The organism is Chromohalobacter sp. 11-W (assembly GCF_029889905.1).
Classification (GTDB): Bacteria; Pseudomonadota; Gammaproteobacteria; order Pseudomonadales; family Halomonadaceae; genus Chromohalobacter.
Genome location: NZ_JARANZ010000001.1, coordinates 570,800 through 586,496, shown reverse-complemented (window position 1 = coordinate 586,496; position 15,697 = coordinate 570,800). Strand labels below are relative to the sequence as shown.

The following is a 15,697-nucleotide window of genomic DNA, read 5'->3' as shown; positions in this document are numbered from 1 at the left end:
CGGTTGTGCATGGGCTGGTCACGCACGTACTGGCGATTCCCGGCGTTCCAGTAGCACGCCACATTCGCAGTGATCGGTATACGGAAACTGGTCGAACAGTGCGAAACGGGTCACGGCATGGGTCGCGCTCAATGACTCGAGATTCGCCTCGAGCGTGTTCGGGTTACAGGAAATATAGACGATGCGCGAATAGGCTTTTAGTTGCTCGCAGCTATGCGCATCGAGTCCGGCTCGCGGCGGGTCGACCAGCGCCGTGGTGAAGGCATGCTCATCGAGCGCCAGCGCCGCCACGCGCCGCCCGCTTTTCTCGCCGGCCAGGGCTTCGCTGAACTCCTCGGCGGACATCCGCGCCACCACGGCGTTGGCCACGCCATTGGCCTCGAGATTGACGTTGGCCGAGGCCACCGAGGTCCGCGAGATCTCCGTGGCCACGACACGGCGGAAGTTCTCGGCCAACGCAATCGTGAAGTTGCCATTGCCGCAATAGAACTCCACCAGATCGCCGTCGTGGCTCTCGCGGGTCACGTCCCGCGCCCATCCCAGCATCGACCGGCAAATCGCCGCATTGGGCTGGGTAAAGCTATTCTCCACCTGCTGATAGACGAATTCGCGGCCTTCGACATTCAGACGCTCCCAGACATGATCGCGCTCGAGCACGAGACGCTGCTTACGCGCCCGGCCGATGATCGATACGTTCAAGGCTTCCTGTAACGCCCGTGCTTCTTGCTCCCATGCCTCGTCGAGTTGGTGGTGATAGATCAAGGTCACCAACGCCTCGCCACTCAGCGTGGTCAAGAACTCGACCTGGAACAACTTGCGCCGCAGGGTATCACTTGCCAATAGCGCGTCACGCAAGGCGGGCATGAGCGCGTTGATGCGCTCCCCCGCCACGGGATATTCATCCAGGCGAATGACCGCCTTGCGCTTGGGGTCGGCCGGGTCGACCTCGAACATGGCATAGAACAGATCGTCGCCGTCGTGCCAAATACGAAACTCGCAGCGCTGCCGGTAATGGCTTGGCGGCGAGGGAAAGACCTCCAGCGGCGGCGGAGAGAAGCGCGCGAATTGCGCCGTGATACGCTCGCGCTTGGCATCGAGCTGAGACTCGTAACGCTCGGGGTCGACGACGGGTACGGCCACGAAAACTCCTTTCAGCAAAAACTCACGATGTCGCCGCAACGACACCGTCTCATGGAAATCAAAAGGTTAAAACAGTGTCAGGCAATGCCAAAGCGCACGGCGCACTGAAGCCGTAGCCTGCCAGGGTGCGTGCCAGGCCCGTTTGTTGCGCCGCGCTGGCCCAGCTTGCATCGCTATCCGGCGCATCACGCGTGGCCTCTGATACGATCGGAGAAACGACCTGCGCCACGCGCCGTGCAATGGCGTCACCGGAATCGATCCACACAATCTCGCGCGGCGCATGCCGCTCGAGCGCCTCGCGCAGCAGCGGGAAGTGCGTGCATCCCAGCACCACGGTATCGAGACGCGACGCTTCCCATAACGGTGCCAGGCTCGCGGCGATGACCGCATCGTCCCACGGCATCCCGGTCAGGACGCGTTCGGCCTGCGCGACCAAGGGATCGGCCGCCAGCCTCACCACCATGCAATCCGGCGCGAACTCACCGATCAAGCGCTGCGTATAAGGGCGCGACACCGTCGCCGAGGTCGCCAGCAGTCCGAACACGCCACTGCGCGAGGCCTGGGCCGCCGGCTTTATCGCCGGCACGGTGCCAATCACCGGAATACTCAGGCTCTCGCGCAAGGCCTTTAGCGCCAACGTGCTGGCCGTATTGCAGGCCACCACCAGGGCGCGCGCGCCACTCGCCGCCACCGCCGCGCGACACACCGCGACGATCCGCGCGACCAACCAGGCATCGGGCTTGGTGCCGTATGGCAGCGCGGCGTTGTCACACACATACGCCAGCGGCGCGCCCGGCAGGCGCGTGCGCAAGGCACCGACCACCGAGAGCCCGCCAACGCCGGAGTCGAAGATCAGAATCGGCGCCGTCATGCGCGGGTCTCCGCGAAGTGTGCCAGTAGCGTGTCCACTAAGGCCCGCAGGCGCGCGGGAATGAACTCACGCTCGGCATACAACAGATGAACGCTGATCGGCGCCACGCTGAAATCGTCCAGCACGCGGACCAATCGCCCGGCCTCGACTTCCGGCTCGCCCAGAAATGCCGGCTTGTAGACCAGTCCCATGCCGCGTATCGCCGCCTCGGTGAGGGCACGTCCGTTGTTACAGGCCATGACCGGACGGATGCGCATCCGATACGGCGCCCCGTCGACCTGAAAGTGCCAGTAGTGCCCTTCGCGCGCCAGGCTATAGTGCAGACAACGATGCCCACGCAGCTCGGCGGGATGGGTGGGCGTTCCGTGCCGCGCCAGATACTCCGGTGCGGCATAAACGTGGCGCGGCATGTCCATCAGCGGCCGCGCGATCAAACTGGAGTCTTCCAGCTCGCCGATACGCACTACCAGGTCGAAATCCTCGGCCACCGGGTCGACGCGGCGATCCTCGAGCACGACATCAAGCATTACCGCCGGATGACGGCGCTCGAACGCCTGCAAGGCAGGTATCAGCGCACGTACGCCGAAATCCAGCGGCGCGGAAAGCCGTAGCCGGCCACGCACCTCGCCACGCTGCTCGCCGAGCCCGGTCTCCAGCTCCTGCAACTCATCGAGCAAGCGACTCGCCCCATTGAGATAGCGCTCGCCTTCGGCGGTTAGCTGCAAACGCCGCGTGGTGCGCGTCAACAACCGGACCCCCAGGCTGGCTTCCAGCTTGGAGATCTGCTTGCTGACCATGGCATTGGAGAATTCCAGCTTGCGCGCACCGCCAGCGAAACTGCCGGCCTCGACCACGGCGCGAAAGATGTGCATCGCCTGCAGGCGGTCCATACGACTTCCTCGAAAATACGTGCGCTCATTCTACCTTACCCGCCCACGCGATGAGATGGCTCGACTTGCCTCGAGGCAAAATACTGTTTATTTTTACAGTATTCGTCATTTCGTTTTCGAGGTTCCGCCATGTCCATGACGCCTATCGCTCTCGCCGCGTCCACCTCGGCGCCAGCATCGAGCGACACTCTGCCACGCGGCGCCAGCGGCTTTCCGTCTCCGGCCGACGACTACCGAGAAGCACCGCTGGATCTACATCACCATTTGGTGCGTCGCCCGGCCTCGACGTTCTTCATGCGCCTGGAAGGCGATGATCACCACCACGCCGGCCTGCACCACGGCGACTTGCTGGTGATCGACCGCGCCATTTCACCGCGTCCCGGGCATTGGCTGGTCGCCGCCATCGATGGCGAACTGAGCGTGTTGCACCTCGAACGTCGTGAGGCGCAACTGTACCTCGCACCGTCACGCCCCGGCCTGGCGACACTACCCTTCGAGGCCGATGATGACCGCTTGTGGGGGGTCATCTGCTACGCCATTCACGCCTTGCCCGCCACGGGCGAGGAACCCGCCGAGCCGTCATGTTTGCGCTGATCGACTGCAACAACTTCTATGCCGCCTGCGAGCGTCTGTTCGAACCGCGTCTGGAGGGCGTTCCGGTGGGCGTGCTGTCCAACAACGACGGCTGTGTCATCGCGCGTTCCGAGGAATTCAAGGCGCTCGATATTCCCATGGGCATCCCCACCCACAAGATCGATCCGGCACTGCGGCGTCGCGTGGTGCTGAAGTCCTCCAACTACACGCTTTATGGTGACCTCTCGGCACGCGTGCAACAGGTTCTGGCGCGCCAAGTACCGACGCTGGAGCCCTATTCCATCGACGAATGTTTTCTCGATCTACGCGGCTTGCAGGAAGACTGGCACGCCCTGGGCGCACGCCTGGTGCGTAGCGTGGTACGGGAAGTCGGACTCCCGGTATCCATCGGCATCGCCCCGACGCGCACCCTGGCCAAGCTCGCCAACCGCCAGGCCAAGGCGCAGTCGACGCGCCCTCAGGTGTGTGTCTGGACACATGCCGACGCGCCCGAGTTGAAGGCGCACCTGAGTCGGCTATCGCCGCGCGATGTGTGGGGCGTGGGCGAGCGACTCAACGCACGCCTGGCCGGCATGGGTGTGCTCACCGCCGCTGCGCTGCGCGAGACACCCGACAGCGAGCTACGACGGCGTTTCAGTGTGGTACTGGCGCGCACCGCCACCGAACTCAACGGCCATCCTTGCCTGTCGATGAGCGACCTGGAAACCCCGCGCCGTAGCATTCTCTGCTCGCGCTCGTTCGGGCGCCCCTTGCGCGACCACGCCGCCCTCGCCGGCGCCTTGCGCCATCACTGCCAACGCGCCGGCGAAAAGCTGCGACGCGACGCCATGCAGGCCTCGGCCATCGGCGTCTATCTGCGTACCAACCCGCACCACGCCGGCACGTTTCGTCATGCCTGCGAGTGGACCGCATTACCGTTTCCCAGTGCCGACACGCAGCAACTCAACCGCGCGGCGCAGCGCCTGCTCGCACGCTTATGGCAACCGGCAGCCTATCAGAAGCTCGGGATAATGCTCGCCGAACTGACGCCCCGCCAGCAGAGCCAAACGACGCTCTTCGATGGCGCCGAACCCGCCCGACGAGAGGCGCTGATGGAGGCTTGGGACGCAATCCGCGCCCGCTACGGACGTCAAGCACTGACCTTGGGCCCGCAACCCGTTGACGCCTCCTGGCAGATGAACAGCGCCTACCGCTCGGCCTGCTATACCACGCGCTGGGACGAACTGCCCCGCGCACGCGCCCGATAACTACTATGCCGTTCACGTGGCGACATGGCTCAACTCAACGGCGAAGGCGCCTCACGGAATTCGGCATAAAGCTCCGGGTAGCCTTCCTGGAGACGCGCCAGTTCAGCTTCGGCCCCTTCCGGCAGTGCCTTGGCCAGCCGATCCAGATCATCTTCGTCGAAGTGCTCGCGGATCAACGGGAACAACTCCTCACGCTCGCCGCGCAGATAGGCCCGATGCGCCTCGAGATAAGCCCTGAGGTCTTCGCTGAAGCGGTCCATGGGCACTACCGCATCCATCAGGATCATGTCGAGATCCTGGGAGAGTTTCGCCAGGCGTTCATTGAGCGCCCGATAGTCGTCGGACAACCGCTGACACAGCGCGTCGGCTTGCGGCGCCCGCACATTCAACTGCTCGGTACACATGCGTTCCAGCGGCTCGGTGAACCCACTCATGTAGTCGAGGATGTAATCCACGACCTCGCGTATCAATTGGAAGTTGGGTCGCTCACCTTCCGCCAGGGTTTTCTGCTTGAGCTGCAACACATGCAGCAGACGCGCCATGTTGGCGTGGTCTTGGCGCAGTTGAGTCAGCATGGGCATGTACAGGCCTCCTTTGCTGTCGAAGCGTGGCAGCGCGGGGTATCCGGCAGCCTATTTGCCAGTTTAGGCGAGAGTCTTCATTGACTCCCATTCTCCCGATGGGAAACACCCTACCGGGGCTCGAATGTTTTACCCTAGCGTGTATGACAAGATTACGCCTGTTGGCCGAAAGTCTAGAGACGGTTTTTGGCGACTCGACTCAGAGGGTCTTTACAAAACAGGCGAACGAAGACAAAACAAGGCAAAATTGGCCGAAAAACACGGAGTTTACATGGGGTAAATGAGTATTTTTAGGCCGATTTTAACGCCGGATTGTCGAGTGCAGCCCTTTTGTAAACACCCTCTCACCCACCGGTGGCATACACATGGACCTGTTCGCTTCTTCCCAACCCGATAACACACCACTCGCCTATCGCATGCGACCGCGCCGTCTCGACGACTACGTCGGCCAGGAGGCGCTGGTCGGTCCCGGTAAACCACTGAGTCGCATGGCGGAAAGCGGCGCGGTACGCTCGATGATTTTGTGGGGTCCGCCAGGCGTGGGCAAGACGACCCTGGCCGATATCCTCGCCGATGCATCGGGTGCCATGCTCGAACGTTTATCGGCGGTGATGGCCGGCGTCAAGGACATCCGTGCCGCCGTGGAACGCGCCCGCGAGGGGCAGGTGCGCGGGCAGCCGACGCTGTTATTCCTCGATGAGATCCATCGTCTCAACAAGAGTCAACAAGATGCCTTGCTGCCGCACGCCGAGTCCGGACTGCTGACGCTGATCGGCGCGACCACCGAGAATCCCTCCTTCGAGGTCAATTCGGCGCTGCTCTCGCGGGCTCGCGTCTATGTGCTGCGCAAGCTGGACGTCGACGACTTGCTGCGTGTACTGCATCAGGCCCTGACGGATACCCAACGCGGTCTGGGAGAGCGCCATATAGAGGCCGACGAGGACGTGCTGGAAACCCTCGCGCGCTCGGCCTCGGGCGATGCACGACGCGCACTGGGCCTGCTGGAGACAGCCTGCGACTTCGCCGAGCCTACCGAGAACGGCGAGCGCCTGACCCTGCAGGCGCTGCACGAAGTCTTGGGACACCAGGGCAGCGCCTTCGACAAGCAAGGCGATCATTATTACGACTTGCTCTCGGCGATCCATAAATCGATACGTTCGTCACGCAGTGATGCCGCGCTTTTGTACATCGCGCAATTCGTGCAAGGCGGCGGTGACCCGCTCGACGTGGTGCGCCGCCTTGCCGCCATCGCCTCGGAGGACGTCGGTAATGCCGAGCCCCGTGCCCTGCCGCTGGTGATGGCCGCCTGGGACGCGTACCTACGCCTGGGCGACTACGAAGGCCAACGCGCCATCGCGCATGCCGCACTGCATCTCGCCATCGCGCCCAAGAGTAACGCCATCGATCAGGCCTGGAACGCCGCCAAGCAATTCGTGGCCGCGAATCCCGACTTCGAGGTACCCACCTACTTGCGCAACGCCCCCACCAAGTTGATGGAATCCCTCGGCCATGGCGAGGGCTACCGCTACGCGCACAACGAACCCAACGGCTACCCCGCCGGGCGCGCGCACGACTGCTGGCCCTCGGAGCTCCCTGCAACCACGTTCTTCGCGCCCACCGAATACGGCCAGGAAAAACGCTTCAAGCAAATGCAGGCCTGGCGCGCCGAACTCGATGCCCAAGCCGACGGAACGTCATGAGAACCCGCCGCTTTCTCGGCCTTAACGACGTCGGCACATCTCGGCGGGGTGGCGTAGCTGAGTCAACAGATAGTGCTTGAGGTCGTCTGCCGCGCCGATTTCATCCAGTGCCGTCGCCATACATAAAAGCCAAGCATCTCGCTCCTCAGGGCCGATATCCAGGTGGCGATGCGCCGCAGGAATGGCGATCGGCCCGAAGCGCTCGCGGTAACGGCTCGGCCCGCCCATCCAGCCGATCAGAAACGTCGTCAGCTTGTCACGGGACTCGTCGAGATCGGCGGGGTGCAGGGCGCGAATCCCCCGCGCCTCGGGCAGGCGCTCCATGGCATCATAGAAGCGATCCACCAGCTCGCGTACCGCCGCCTCCCCGCCCACGGCGCGCAGCGTGCTGTCACCGACGCCGAATACCGGCATACTCAATTCGTCTCCTCTGCGCCCACGATACGCGCAATCCACTGCTGCTCCTGATCGAACTCGAGCGTTTCCCCCGCCAGCCGCTCGATATCACAATCACTTACCCACTCCTGATCGATACCCCGTGTCCAACCTTGCCCTTGACGCTGCCCTGCCTTACCCGTGGCCTGACTCAATGGGTGGCCGCCCCTTCCCTCCAACCGTTCCATCATCGGACCATAAAGTGCTGACAGGCGCATGGCCGGCAGATGCGTTTTCATGCGCAGATAAATCCGTAGCCCTTCGGGATCAAGGTCGCCCCAGTAGGTGATATTCGGTAGCTCCAGCAAATCCGCCAACACCATGGGGGACGGCATCTTGCCCACCAGACTAATATGCTGGGCATCCGAGAGCGCCTGACTCAGCGCGAGGCCATAACCAAACTCGCAGACCAGCGCAAAATGCATATCCAGTCCTACACGACAGGCAGCGGTAAAGCTTTGCGCATTTTCGATCAAGAGCACGCCCTGCGGCTCTACAGGAACATGCGCCAGTACCCGCGAATCCGATTGGGCAAAACGCGACGGCTCTATCCCGAAAGCACGTAACAGCTCATTGGGCAATACGGACAGCAATTTACTGCTTTCCAGTAAATAACGTGAACTGACCGTGTAACTCGTCAACGTATAGGCCGCGGGCAGAGCCCTCGCTAACGTCTTGAGCCCATCCACCAAACGCTGCTGGTCTTCACGTGACCATCCGGCCAAACATCCGTCCAGTGCCTGTCGCCAATGGCGCGCTTGTCTTTCGTTGAGTGCCAAACCAGCATCGACATTGGGCAATGTCTCCAACACCTGCTGAACATAGCGCTCCGCCAACCCCACACGTGGGTTCAAGCCGAGGCGAGGGTCGAGCATCGCCTCTCCACCCTCGCCTTTGACGCTAAGAATGCCCGCACGATAAAGCTCCAATAGCGTCCGCTGTGCATACAGTTCGGCTTCGCACCAGCCATTCTTGACCATACGCTTTCTCAGCGTTGCTGCCTGCTGACTCGGAGGATGGGCTTTTCCCTGAAGCGCCTGTCGACGCCAATCGGCACTCATCTTGTCAAAGACATGCCGAGCCGCCTCACTCAATTCAGTCATTTTCGAATGCATTCATGGGCTCCTTCACGTGAATGCCGAACAGGCTGGCCTCGCCGGGCGCACGGCCGAGTGCTTCGGGCGCAGTGACCTGGCCGTCGCGCACCATGACGTGCCCGCCCTGCCCCTGGACACCACCGATCACGCTCCCCACCAGATAGGTGGGGAAGATCGCCGGGTCGTTTTCGTAGTTGGGGTTGTGAATCAGGCCGATCATCTGGAAGCGCCCGCGGGTGTTGCGCAGCGACTCCAGGGAGTCCTGGATGAGCCGGCGATGGGAGAGCTTCGAGAACAGGCCATCGAGCAGGATCACGCTCTCGCGGCTGGCCCGCGCACGGCGCTTGTGATGGCCGGGCAGCTCGCGCAACTCGCGCTCGATGGCAAACTCGGAGAGCTTGACCAGCCACATCAGCGACACTGCCTCGCGCTGCCCTTCCGACATGTCCTCGTTGAGCGAGAACAGTCGCCCGTGCGGACGAATGGCGTCGTGCTTGAGGCGAATCGACACCTCATGGAACAGGCCACGATAGATGCGCCGACGAATCTGACGCACCAGGTCGTCGTCACGGCGTCGGCTATCGCCTTCGCTCATGCCGCCATCGCGCTCGGCACGGCGCTTGAGCGCGGCCTGATGCTCGTCGATATCGGCCAGCAGCGTGGTGATCAGTTCACGCAGCGACTCGCCGTCGATCAGCGCGGCCTTGACCTCGAAGTAGGCACCGCCCTCGCCATGGCTACGCGCCACGCGCTTGAGAATGTCCAGGTTGCCGGCAGCATCCGAGATGATCGAGCTCAGCCGCTCGACCAGCGTGCCTTCGATCTGCTCGCGCGAGGCATGCAGACGCGCCACGCGCTGGCGGTGCTCCTCGAGCTGCGTATCGAGCTGACCATGCAGTCCGGCCAGGTCGTCGAGGGCGTCGGCCGTCACGCCTTTCAGGGCCGCCAGACGAGCACGTTCGGTCTCGCTGAAGGCGCGACTTTCGGCGGCGGCTTCCAGCGCCTGGGCGAGGCGCCGCTCGAGACCGCGCACCGTCTTGTCCTGACGTTCGCGATTGCGCGCGCGCTCGCCCAGGTTGAGCTCCGCCAGGGCGTCGAGCAGAGTTTGCTGACAGGCCTCCAGGTCGGAAAGCGACAACGTCGCCGACATGCCCGCCTGGGCATGCCATGTCGCCAACGCGGCCTCGCGCGTCTCGTGCCGTGGGTCGTCGAGCGGCCAGTGACTCGCGGCGGCGAGATCGTCCAGAGCCGCCAGCCGCCGCGCCCATCCCTCGGGTAGTTCGCGCATCACGCCCAGCCAGGCGATGGCCAGCTGGTCGACCCACTCCATGGCCCGGCGCTGCTCGGCCAGCCGCGCTTCCACCTCATCACGTTCGCGGCGCTGTGCCTTGAGTCCCTCGCGGGCCTCGAGATATGCCCGTTTGGCCGCGGCGATGTCGCGCTCGAGCTTCTGGCTGCCGCCGCTGGCGTCGCGCACGTCGAGATAGGCACGCAGGCGCGAGAAATCGAAGCGCGCACGTCGGCTCGCCGTTTCCAGCGCGGCCTCGAGTTCTTCCTGCACCGCCTCGGCGGTGGCCATGAAGGCATCGCCGCCATCGGCCTCGAACTCGGCCAGGGCGCGCAATCGATCGCGTTCGCCATCGTCGAAGAGGCTGCGCCGCTCGGCATCGATCTCGTGCAGCCGGCGCGACACGGCCTCGTGATCGCGCTCTGCCTCGGCAAGCTGCTCGCGGATCTCGCCGAGTTGCGTCTCCAGCGTCTCCAGCCGCGCCTTCAAAGCTTCGAGACGCTCGATGCCACCGGCATCGGCGAAGCGCTCCGCGGCCAGCCAGGTCGCCCCGTGGGTCTCCAGCTCTTCCGCTGCTTGCTGCATCGCCGGACGGCAATCCGCGAGGTCGCGCTCGGCCTCCTCGAGTGCCGCCTCGGCCTGGGCCACGGCGGCCTGGCCGCCTGCCTGCAGATATCGCTGATAATCGTCGATGCAATTCAGTGCCGCCTCGGTCAAGCGCGGCGTCAGCTCCGCCTGACGGGCGTCGAGCTGCTGCTGGCGCTCGTCGAGCGTGGCCAGGGCCGTCTCGGCGTCCGCCTGTTGCGCCTCGCGGGCCTTGAGCGCCAGCGCGAAGACATCGCCATGCGGGTCGAGACGTTCGCATTCCGCCGCCAGGGCGGCCCGACGCTCGCGGTCGGCACTCAGGCGACGCTCGGTATCGCGACGCAACTCCTCGAGATAGCGTGGATCGAGCGCGGCCTTGACGGCCAGGGTTTCGCTGCCCTGCACCGCCCCCAGCGGTGGCTGATCGGCCTCGAGCAGAGCCGTCAGGCGTGCGCTCTCGAACACCGGCAACGCCAGCCCGGCGTCGATCAAGCAGCGCGCGGCACGCTCCGCTTCGTCGTCTCCCGCCACCACCGGCGAAAACAGCAGGCCGGCGGCCTGGCTCAGCCAGCCGCGACGCCGTTCGCGTTCGACCTCGGCGTCGTTGAGCACCGCATGCAGGGGCTGCCAGGCGATCTCCGCGGCATCCAGGCACTGCTGGGCCTCGGCTTCCACCGCCCGCCGCTCGAGCGGATCGCCCGCCAGGCTGTCGAGATAACGCCAGCGCTCCTCGATGGCGTCATCCAGGGCATCGGCCTCGCTGAGCAGGCGCGGGTAGCGCCGCTGGGCGTCACGCAGCCAGCGCTCGGGATCGGCCTCGAAACGCGAAGCGAAGTCACGCTGCGCCTGAGTCAACTCACGCAGACGCTGCTGCTCCTGCTCCAGGCGATGTCCTTCGTCATCCAGTGCGCGCGCACGCTCATACAGGGTTTGCCGCAGATGCACCGGCTCGTCGTCGCCATGATAGTCGGCGTAACGCTGCGCTGCGTCATGCAGGGGGGTCAGGCGCGCCTGCTCTCGGCGGGCATCCTCGGCGCGTTGCTCGGCTCCGTGACAGCGCGTTTCGAGTTCGGCCAACGCCGTCTTGCGGCGCGTCCAGAAGCCGGTGACGTCCTCCTCGGGCCAGCCGTCGACGAAGGCACGCCACGGTGCTTGCCCCTGCTCGAGCAAGCCCTGCTCGCCGGCCAGGCGTTGCTGTTCGTCGCGCAGCGCCTCGGCCTGATGGCGCAGCGTCTCGCAACGCGACGCCAACGGCTCACGCTGGGCCTCGGCCTCGGCATGCGCCTCTTCGAGCACCTCATCGCGCGCCTGTTTTTCGGCCAGCCGCTCGCCGGGCGATACCCCCGGGGCCTGTTGCTGGAACTCGGCATGCCAGGCGGCGACCTGCTTGAGCTCGCCGATGCGTCCCAGGTGGGCGTTCAAGGCTTGGCGTGCCGACTCGGCCTCGGCCTTCGCCGCCTCGGCGGTGGCTTCGGGTGCCTCCAGTTCGGCTTCGTCGAAGAGCCCCTCGCTCAGCGCCTGGGTATAGAAGCTCTGGTTGTCGACGAACTCGCGTTGCTGACCTTCCAGGCGTTCGCGTTGCTGCTCGAGCGTCTCGAGATGCCGCTCGGCGGCCTGAATGTCGGCGCCCAGCTCGTCGCGGTAGGTCTGATCGGCGATCACCTCCTCGCGGAAGCGGTTGCCGTCGCGTGCTTCGAAGACATCGGCGCCGGCATCCAGCGCCGCCAGGGCACGATGGCGCGCGGCATCGTCGTCGAAGTTCAGGGTCTCGGCCAGCCATTCACGCGCCGCGGTGAAGTCGACGTGACCGATTTCGCGACCGGCCGGCCAGGCGGCCTCGGGCAGATGCACCAGGCGCCGGTGGGCGTCGACCCGCGCGCCGCGCTCGGACAGCGCCTGACGAATGCTGCGCTCGCTGCCTCCCGAGAGACGCGCCAACAGCCATAGCGAGACTCGCGGCCGTCGTGTATCGCCACTGGCCCAGGCGAAACCACAGGGTATCGCGGCATCCAGCGTTTCGTCCTCGACCTCGGCGGGTGTCGCGGGAATCCCCGGCAAGCCCAGCAGTGCCTGTCCGCCGAGCAGACACTCGAGCCCCTGGAAGCCGGCATCGAGGCGCTCGAGCTCGTCGCGTGCCGCCAGCAGGGCTGCGCCGTCGTCGCTCAGCGTCGCCAGCCGCGCGACCTTGTCCTCGGCACGCCGCTGATCGTGCTCTGCCTCCTCGAGACGGTGACGCAACTCGGTGATGTTGGTACCGGAGTTGAGGATCACCTCCTCGATCAGTTCCTCGCTTTCGTCGGTCTCGCCCCGCGTCGCGCCGGAGAGGATCTCCGGGGCCAGCACCTCGAAGAAGAAGGCCTGGTCCGCCTTCTCACCGCCGCGCGGCTTGATGGCATTGAAGATCTGGCTCTTGTCGGCACCGCCCTCCTTCTGAAAGGCCGCCAACTGCGCCAGTTCCCGGCGCGAGACATGCGCGCCGACCGCGTCGAGCCATTCTTCGCGGTTGTGGGTCAGGCGCACGCCACGATTCGCCATGTCGGCCTTGACGTCGCTGTTGGCACTCAACGCCAGCTTGCCGTCGACGGTGTAATGATGAACGGGAATGTCTTCCAGGCGCCCGGCATAGTGATAAAAAGCGAGGCCGCTGCCGTCGCTGTAGCCGTAGAAGCCGAACACGAAGGTCTCGCCGGCGACTTCCTCGCCGGCGGCGGCGAGCATGTCGTCCTGGCGCTCGCTGCCGCTGCGGGTGCGGAATTCGACGCGCAAATGGCTCCAGCTACGCCCCTGGCCGGCCACCGTGGACGGCGAGCACTTGCGGCGCGTGCGCGAGATCAGGCTTCTGTCGCGGGACAGCAGACCGATCAGGGCTTCGGCCAGGGTGGTCTTGCCGAACCCGTTCTCCATGCTGATGGCGCTGGACTGACCGCGCAGATCGAGCAGCAGGTGACGCATCTTGGCGTCCCATGGCGAGGCGATATCGCCATGCTTGTTGAGCAGGTTGGCGACTTCGATGCGATTGATCACGCTCATGCCGTTTCCTCCGCGAGGCGTCCCTCGGCCAGCGCCTGAAGATGGCCCAATTGATGAATGCCGATTTGCTCGCACTCCAGGGCGCCAAGCAGGGTCTGCTGCCAGATATCGCCCGGCGAGGCGTCCTCGCCCGAGGCGCCGGACGCCTCGAGCAGGCCGGCGCGTACCTGCAGGTCGATGAAGGCCCGCACGCGGCGGTTGAGGTCCTCGCCGCGCTCCTCGAGCAGCGCGCGGTTGGTTTCCGGTGCCGCCTCGCCCAGCGCGCGCAACGCTTCGAGTTGATCGCGCAGCAGGTCGAGCAGCTCGTGACTGGCGAAGGTCGCCTCCTGGTAACGGCTGACGTCGGAAAGCGCGCGGTTGTACCGGGTGTACAGCAGGGTATTCATGAGCAGCCACAGTTGCAGATACCACTGCGCCAGCTCGCTGCGGCTTTCCTGACGCAACTTGAGGGCCTCGAACACCGGCTGACGGGTATACAACGGGGGCTGCTCGAGCTCCGGATCCGGCAACAGCGCGTAATACCGCGACCCCGGCGCGATACCCGGAAAGTCGCCCGCCTCGAACGTCTTGAGCCTCAGCCCCTGGCCGGCCAGAAAGTCACGCAGCGCCTCGCGCTCGAGATCGCTGGCATCGTCGATCAGCGCGCAGACATCGCGCTCGGAGAGCTGGCCCTCGCGCGCGGCGCGGCGCTTGCGGCCACCGCCCGGGACGCGTTCGGCGCTGCGGTAGCGCAGCAGGTAGGCGACGACCTCGCCCATTTCACTCATGTTCATCGTGATGCATCCTCGTTGACCGGGGACGTGCCCGCCGCCGGCGTGGCGACGCGCAAGGAAGGCGTGACGGCGGCCTGGACCACGCGGCCGTCGTCCAGTGTGACGTCGAAACTGCGGGCCTCGACCCCCACCCGCAGGTGGCTGTCGAGCAGCTCGGTGTCGACGAAGGTATTGAGCAACTGCGCCAGGCAGTCGTCTCCCTCGAACCGGTGCCAGCCCTCGGCCAGGGCCTCGGGCAGCGAGAGCGGCGCCTTTTGGATCCGGGCCCGTAGCGCCGGCCCGCGCGCCTCCAGAAAGCGTGCCAGCAGAGGGTCCTCGGGGGCCGCGTCCTGGGCTTCATCGAAGACCAGCGCGGCATGGCTGGTCTCGGCGCGACGGGTCTCGAGCAATGGGGTCAGCGGTGCCAGGCGCGGCATGGCGACGTCGACGTGAAACGGCATCAGGCGTGTCACCAGTGCTTCGCTCATGCGTGGCGCGGCGGGCGCGGCCAGCAGACCGCGCGCCACATCGGCGAAGTCGACCACGCCCATCGACTGAATGCGCCCCTCGGCGATATCGGCCAGCAACTCCGATAGCCGTCGCGAGAGGTTCTCGATCGCCGTGAGCACGCGGCCGATGGCACTCGACAGCATGCGCAGATCCCATTCCTCGCCGTGACGTGCCGCCTCGCGCTCGCGCCAGTCGGCGAAGCGCTCCATCAAGCGTGGCGTGGAAAGCTGCGCGCGTGCGTCGAGCAGCGTCTCCTGAATGCTCGACAAGGCATTGTGATAGTGGCGCTCGTTGTCGAGCAACGCCGCCAGCTTGCCCTCGCGGGTGGGGTTTTCGCGCACCCGGCGCAGTTCCTGGGTCAAGGCGCGGATCGCCAGCAGGATCTGGTTGGTGATGTCGGGAATGCGGGCGAAATCGCCCCGCGCCAGGGCGGCCAGCACCTTGGCGGCGTCGTATTCGGAATACAGGAGGTCCTCGACCTGACTGGCCAGCGTCACCGCCTGGCGGCCACTGGCGGTCAGGCGTACCTGGCCGGTCTGGCTCTGCTTCTCGATCAGGGCGGTCCGCTTGGTGCTGCGCATCGCGCGGCGCGCCTCGGCCGCCTCCCCGGCATCCGGTTCCGGCGGCGCGGATGCATCGCGCACCTCCGGTGTCGGAGGCGCATCGCGAAAGTGCACTTCACTGGGCGTGGCGAGCAGGTTGACGACGAAGCCGAGGTCATCATGCGCCAGTTCGGGATAGAACTCGCGCAGGTGCGCCAGGCAGCGCGTCTGCGACACGAAGGCGCTGTTGGTCGCGAAGTCCACATCGAGCAGATAGTCCAGCAGCAAGCAGCCGAGGTCCAGCCAGTAGCCGTCGCGCAGGCCACGCCGGCTTTCCTGGCTGACGTGCACGAACGGCGAGCCGGGCTCATGGCCACTGTCATGTAGGTCGAGCAGCCGCGTGGTGGCGACGAGAAGCTTGCTCCAGGCGGTCAT

12 protein-coding genes are annotated in these 15,697 nt (G+C 65.2%); 3 read left to right on the top strand and 9 right to left on the bottom strand.

Annotated features, from left to right (window positions below; all coding sequences use genetic code 11):
* Positions 1 to 18: 18 nt before the first annotated feature.
* Genes trmA through OP494_RS02580 form a run of 3 tightly spaced genes read right to left on the bottom strand, consistent with a single transcriptional unit; the run spans position 19 to position 2,901 of the window.
* Positions 19 to 1,140, bottom strand: a complete 1,122-nt coding sequence (gene trmA, locus OP494_RS02590; protein WP_280539153.1) for a tRNA (uridine(54)-C5)-methyltransferase TrmA — start codon at positions 1,138 to 1,140, stop codon at positions 19 to 21.
* A gap of 58 nt (positions 1,141 to 1,198) precedes the next feature.
* On the bottom strand, positions 1,199 to 2,011 hold the full coding sequence (murI, locus tag OP494_RS02585) for a glutamate racemase (RefSeq protein ID WP_280539152.1): 813 nt from the start codon (positions 2,009 to 2,011) through the stop codon (positions 1,199 to 1,201).
* Positions 2,008 to 2,901, bottom strand: coding sequence for a LysR family transcriptional regulator (locus tag OP494_RS02580; protein ID WP_280539151.1), 894 nt, complete (start codon positions 2,899 to 2,901; stop codon positions 2,008 to 2,010). The genes murI and OP494_RS02580 overlap by 4 nt, the downstream gene beginning before the upstream one ends.
* A 129-nt stretch (positions 2,902 to 3,030) precedes the next feature.
* Between OP494_RS02580 and OP494_RS02575 the strand changes: the two genes are divergently transcribed.
* Together OP494_RS02575 and OP494_RS02570 are read left to right on the top strand one after the other, a co-directional pair.
* Positions 3,031 to 3,495, top strand: a complete 465-nt coding sequence (locus OP494_RS02575) for a S24 family peptidase (protein WP_280539150.1) — start codon at positions 3,031 to 3,033, stop codon at positions 3,493 to 3,495.
* Positions 3,483 to 4,742, top strand: coding sequence for a Y-family DNA polymerase (locus OP494_RS02570; RefSeq protein WP_280539149.1), 1,260 nt, complete (start codon positions 3,483 to 3,485; stop codon positions 4,740 to 4,742). The genes OP494_RS02575 and OP494_RS02570 overlap by 13 nt, the downstream gene beginning before the upstream one ends.
* A gap of 29 nt (positions 4,743 to 4,771) precedes the next feature.
* Here the strand turns inward: OP494_RS02570 and OP494_RS02565 are convergent, their stop codons facing one another.
* Positions 4,772 to 5,317: a hemerythrin domain-containing protein gene (locus OP494_RS02565; protein ID WP_280539187.1), complete on the bottom strand. Its 546-nt coding sequence runs from the start codon at positions 5,315 to 5,317 to the stop codon at positions 4,772 to 4,774.
* A 371-nt stretch (positions 5,318 to 5,688) separates the two neighbouring features.
* On the opposite strand from OP494_RS02565, the gene OP494_RS02560 reads away from it, so the two are divergent.
* Positions 5,689 to 7,023 carry a replication-associated recombination protein A gene (locus OP494_RS02560; protein WP_280539148.1) on the top strand — a complete coding sequence of 445 codons (1,335 nt, stop codon included), beginning with the start codon at positions 5,689 to 5,691 and terminating at the stop codon, positions 7,021 to 7,023.
* Positions 7,024 to 7,044: 21 nt separating this feature from the next.
* Here OP494_RS02560 and OP494_RS02555 read toward each other — a convergent pair whose 3' ends face one another.
* The 5 genes from OP494_RS02555 to OP494_RS02535 are packed head-to-tail and all read right to left on the bottom strand — an operon-like array spanning position 7,045 to position 15,697.
* Entirely contained in the window at positions 7,045 to 7,437 is a 393-nt protein-coding gene (locus OP494_RS02555; protein WP_280539186.1) for a group II truncated hemoglobin, read from the bottom strand.
* 2 nt (positions 7,438 to 7,439) lie between these two features.
* Positions 7,440 to 8,573, bottom strand: coding sequence for a Wadjet anti-phage system protein JetD domain-containing protein (locus OP494_RS02550; protein WP_083632609.1), 1,134 nt, complete (start codon positions 8,571 to 8,573; stop codon positions 7,440 to 7,442).
* A complete protein-coding gene (locus OP494_RS02545) occupies positions 8,554 to 13,458 on the bottom strand; it encodes a hypothetical protein (RefSeq protein WP_075367844.1) in 4,905 nt (1,634 codons plus the stop codon). The genes OP494_RS02550 and OP494_RS02545 overlap by 20 nt, the downstream gene beginning before the upstream one ends.
* Positions 13,455 to 14,231 carry a hypothetical protein gene (locus OP494_RS02540; RefSeq protein WP_075367843.1) on the bottom strand — a complete coding sequence of 259 codons (777 nt, stop codon included), beginning with the start codon at positions 14,229 to 14,231 and terminating at the stop codon, positions 13,455 to 13,457. The genes OP494_RS02545 and OP494_RS02540 overlap by 4 nt, the downstream gene beginning before the upstream one ends.
* Positions 14,228 to 15,697 carry a hypothetical protein gene (locus OP494_RS02535; RefSeq protein ID WP_040243928.1) on the bottom strand — a complete coding sequence of 490 codons (1,470 nt, stop codon included), beginning with the start codon at positions 15,695 to 15,697 and terminating at the stop codon, positions 14,228 to 14,230. The genes OP494_RS02540 and OP494_RS02535 overlap by 4 nt, the downstream gene beginning before the upstream one ends.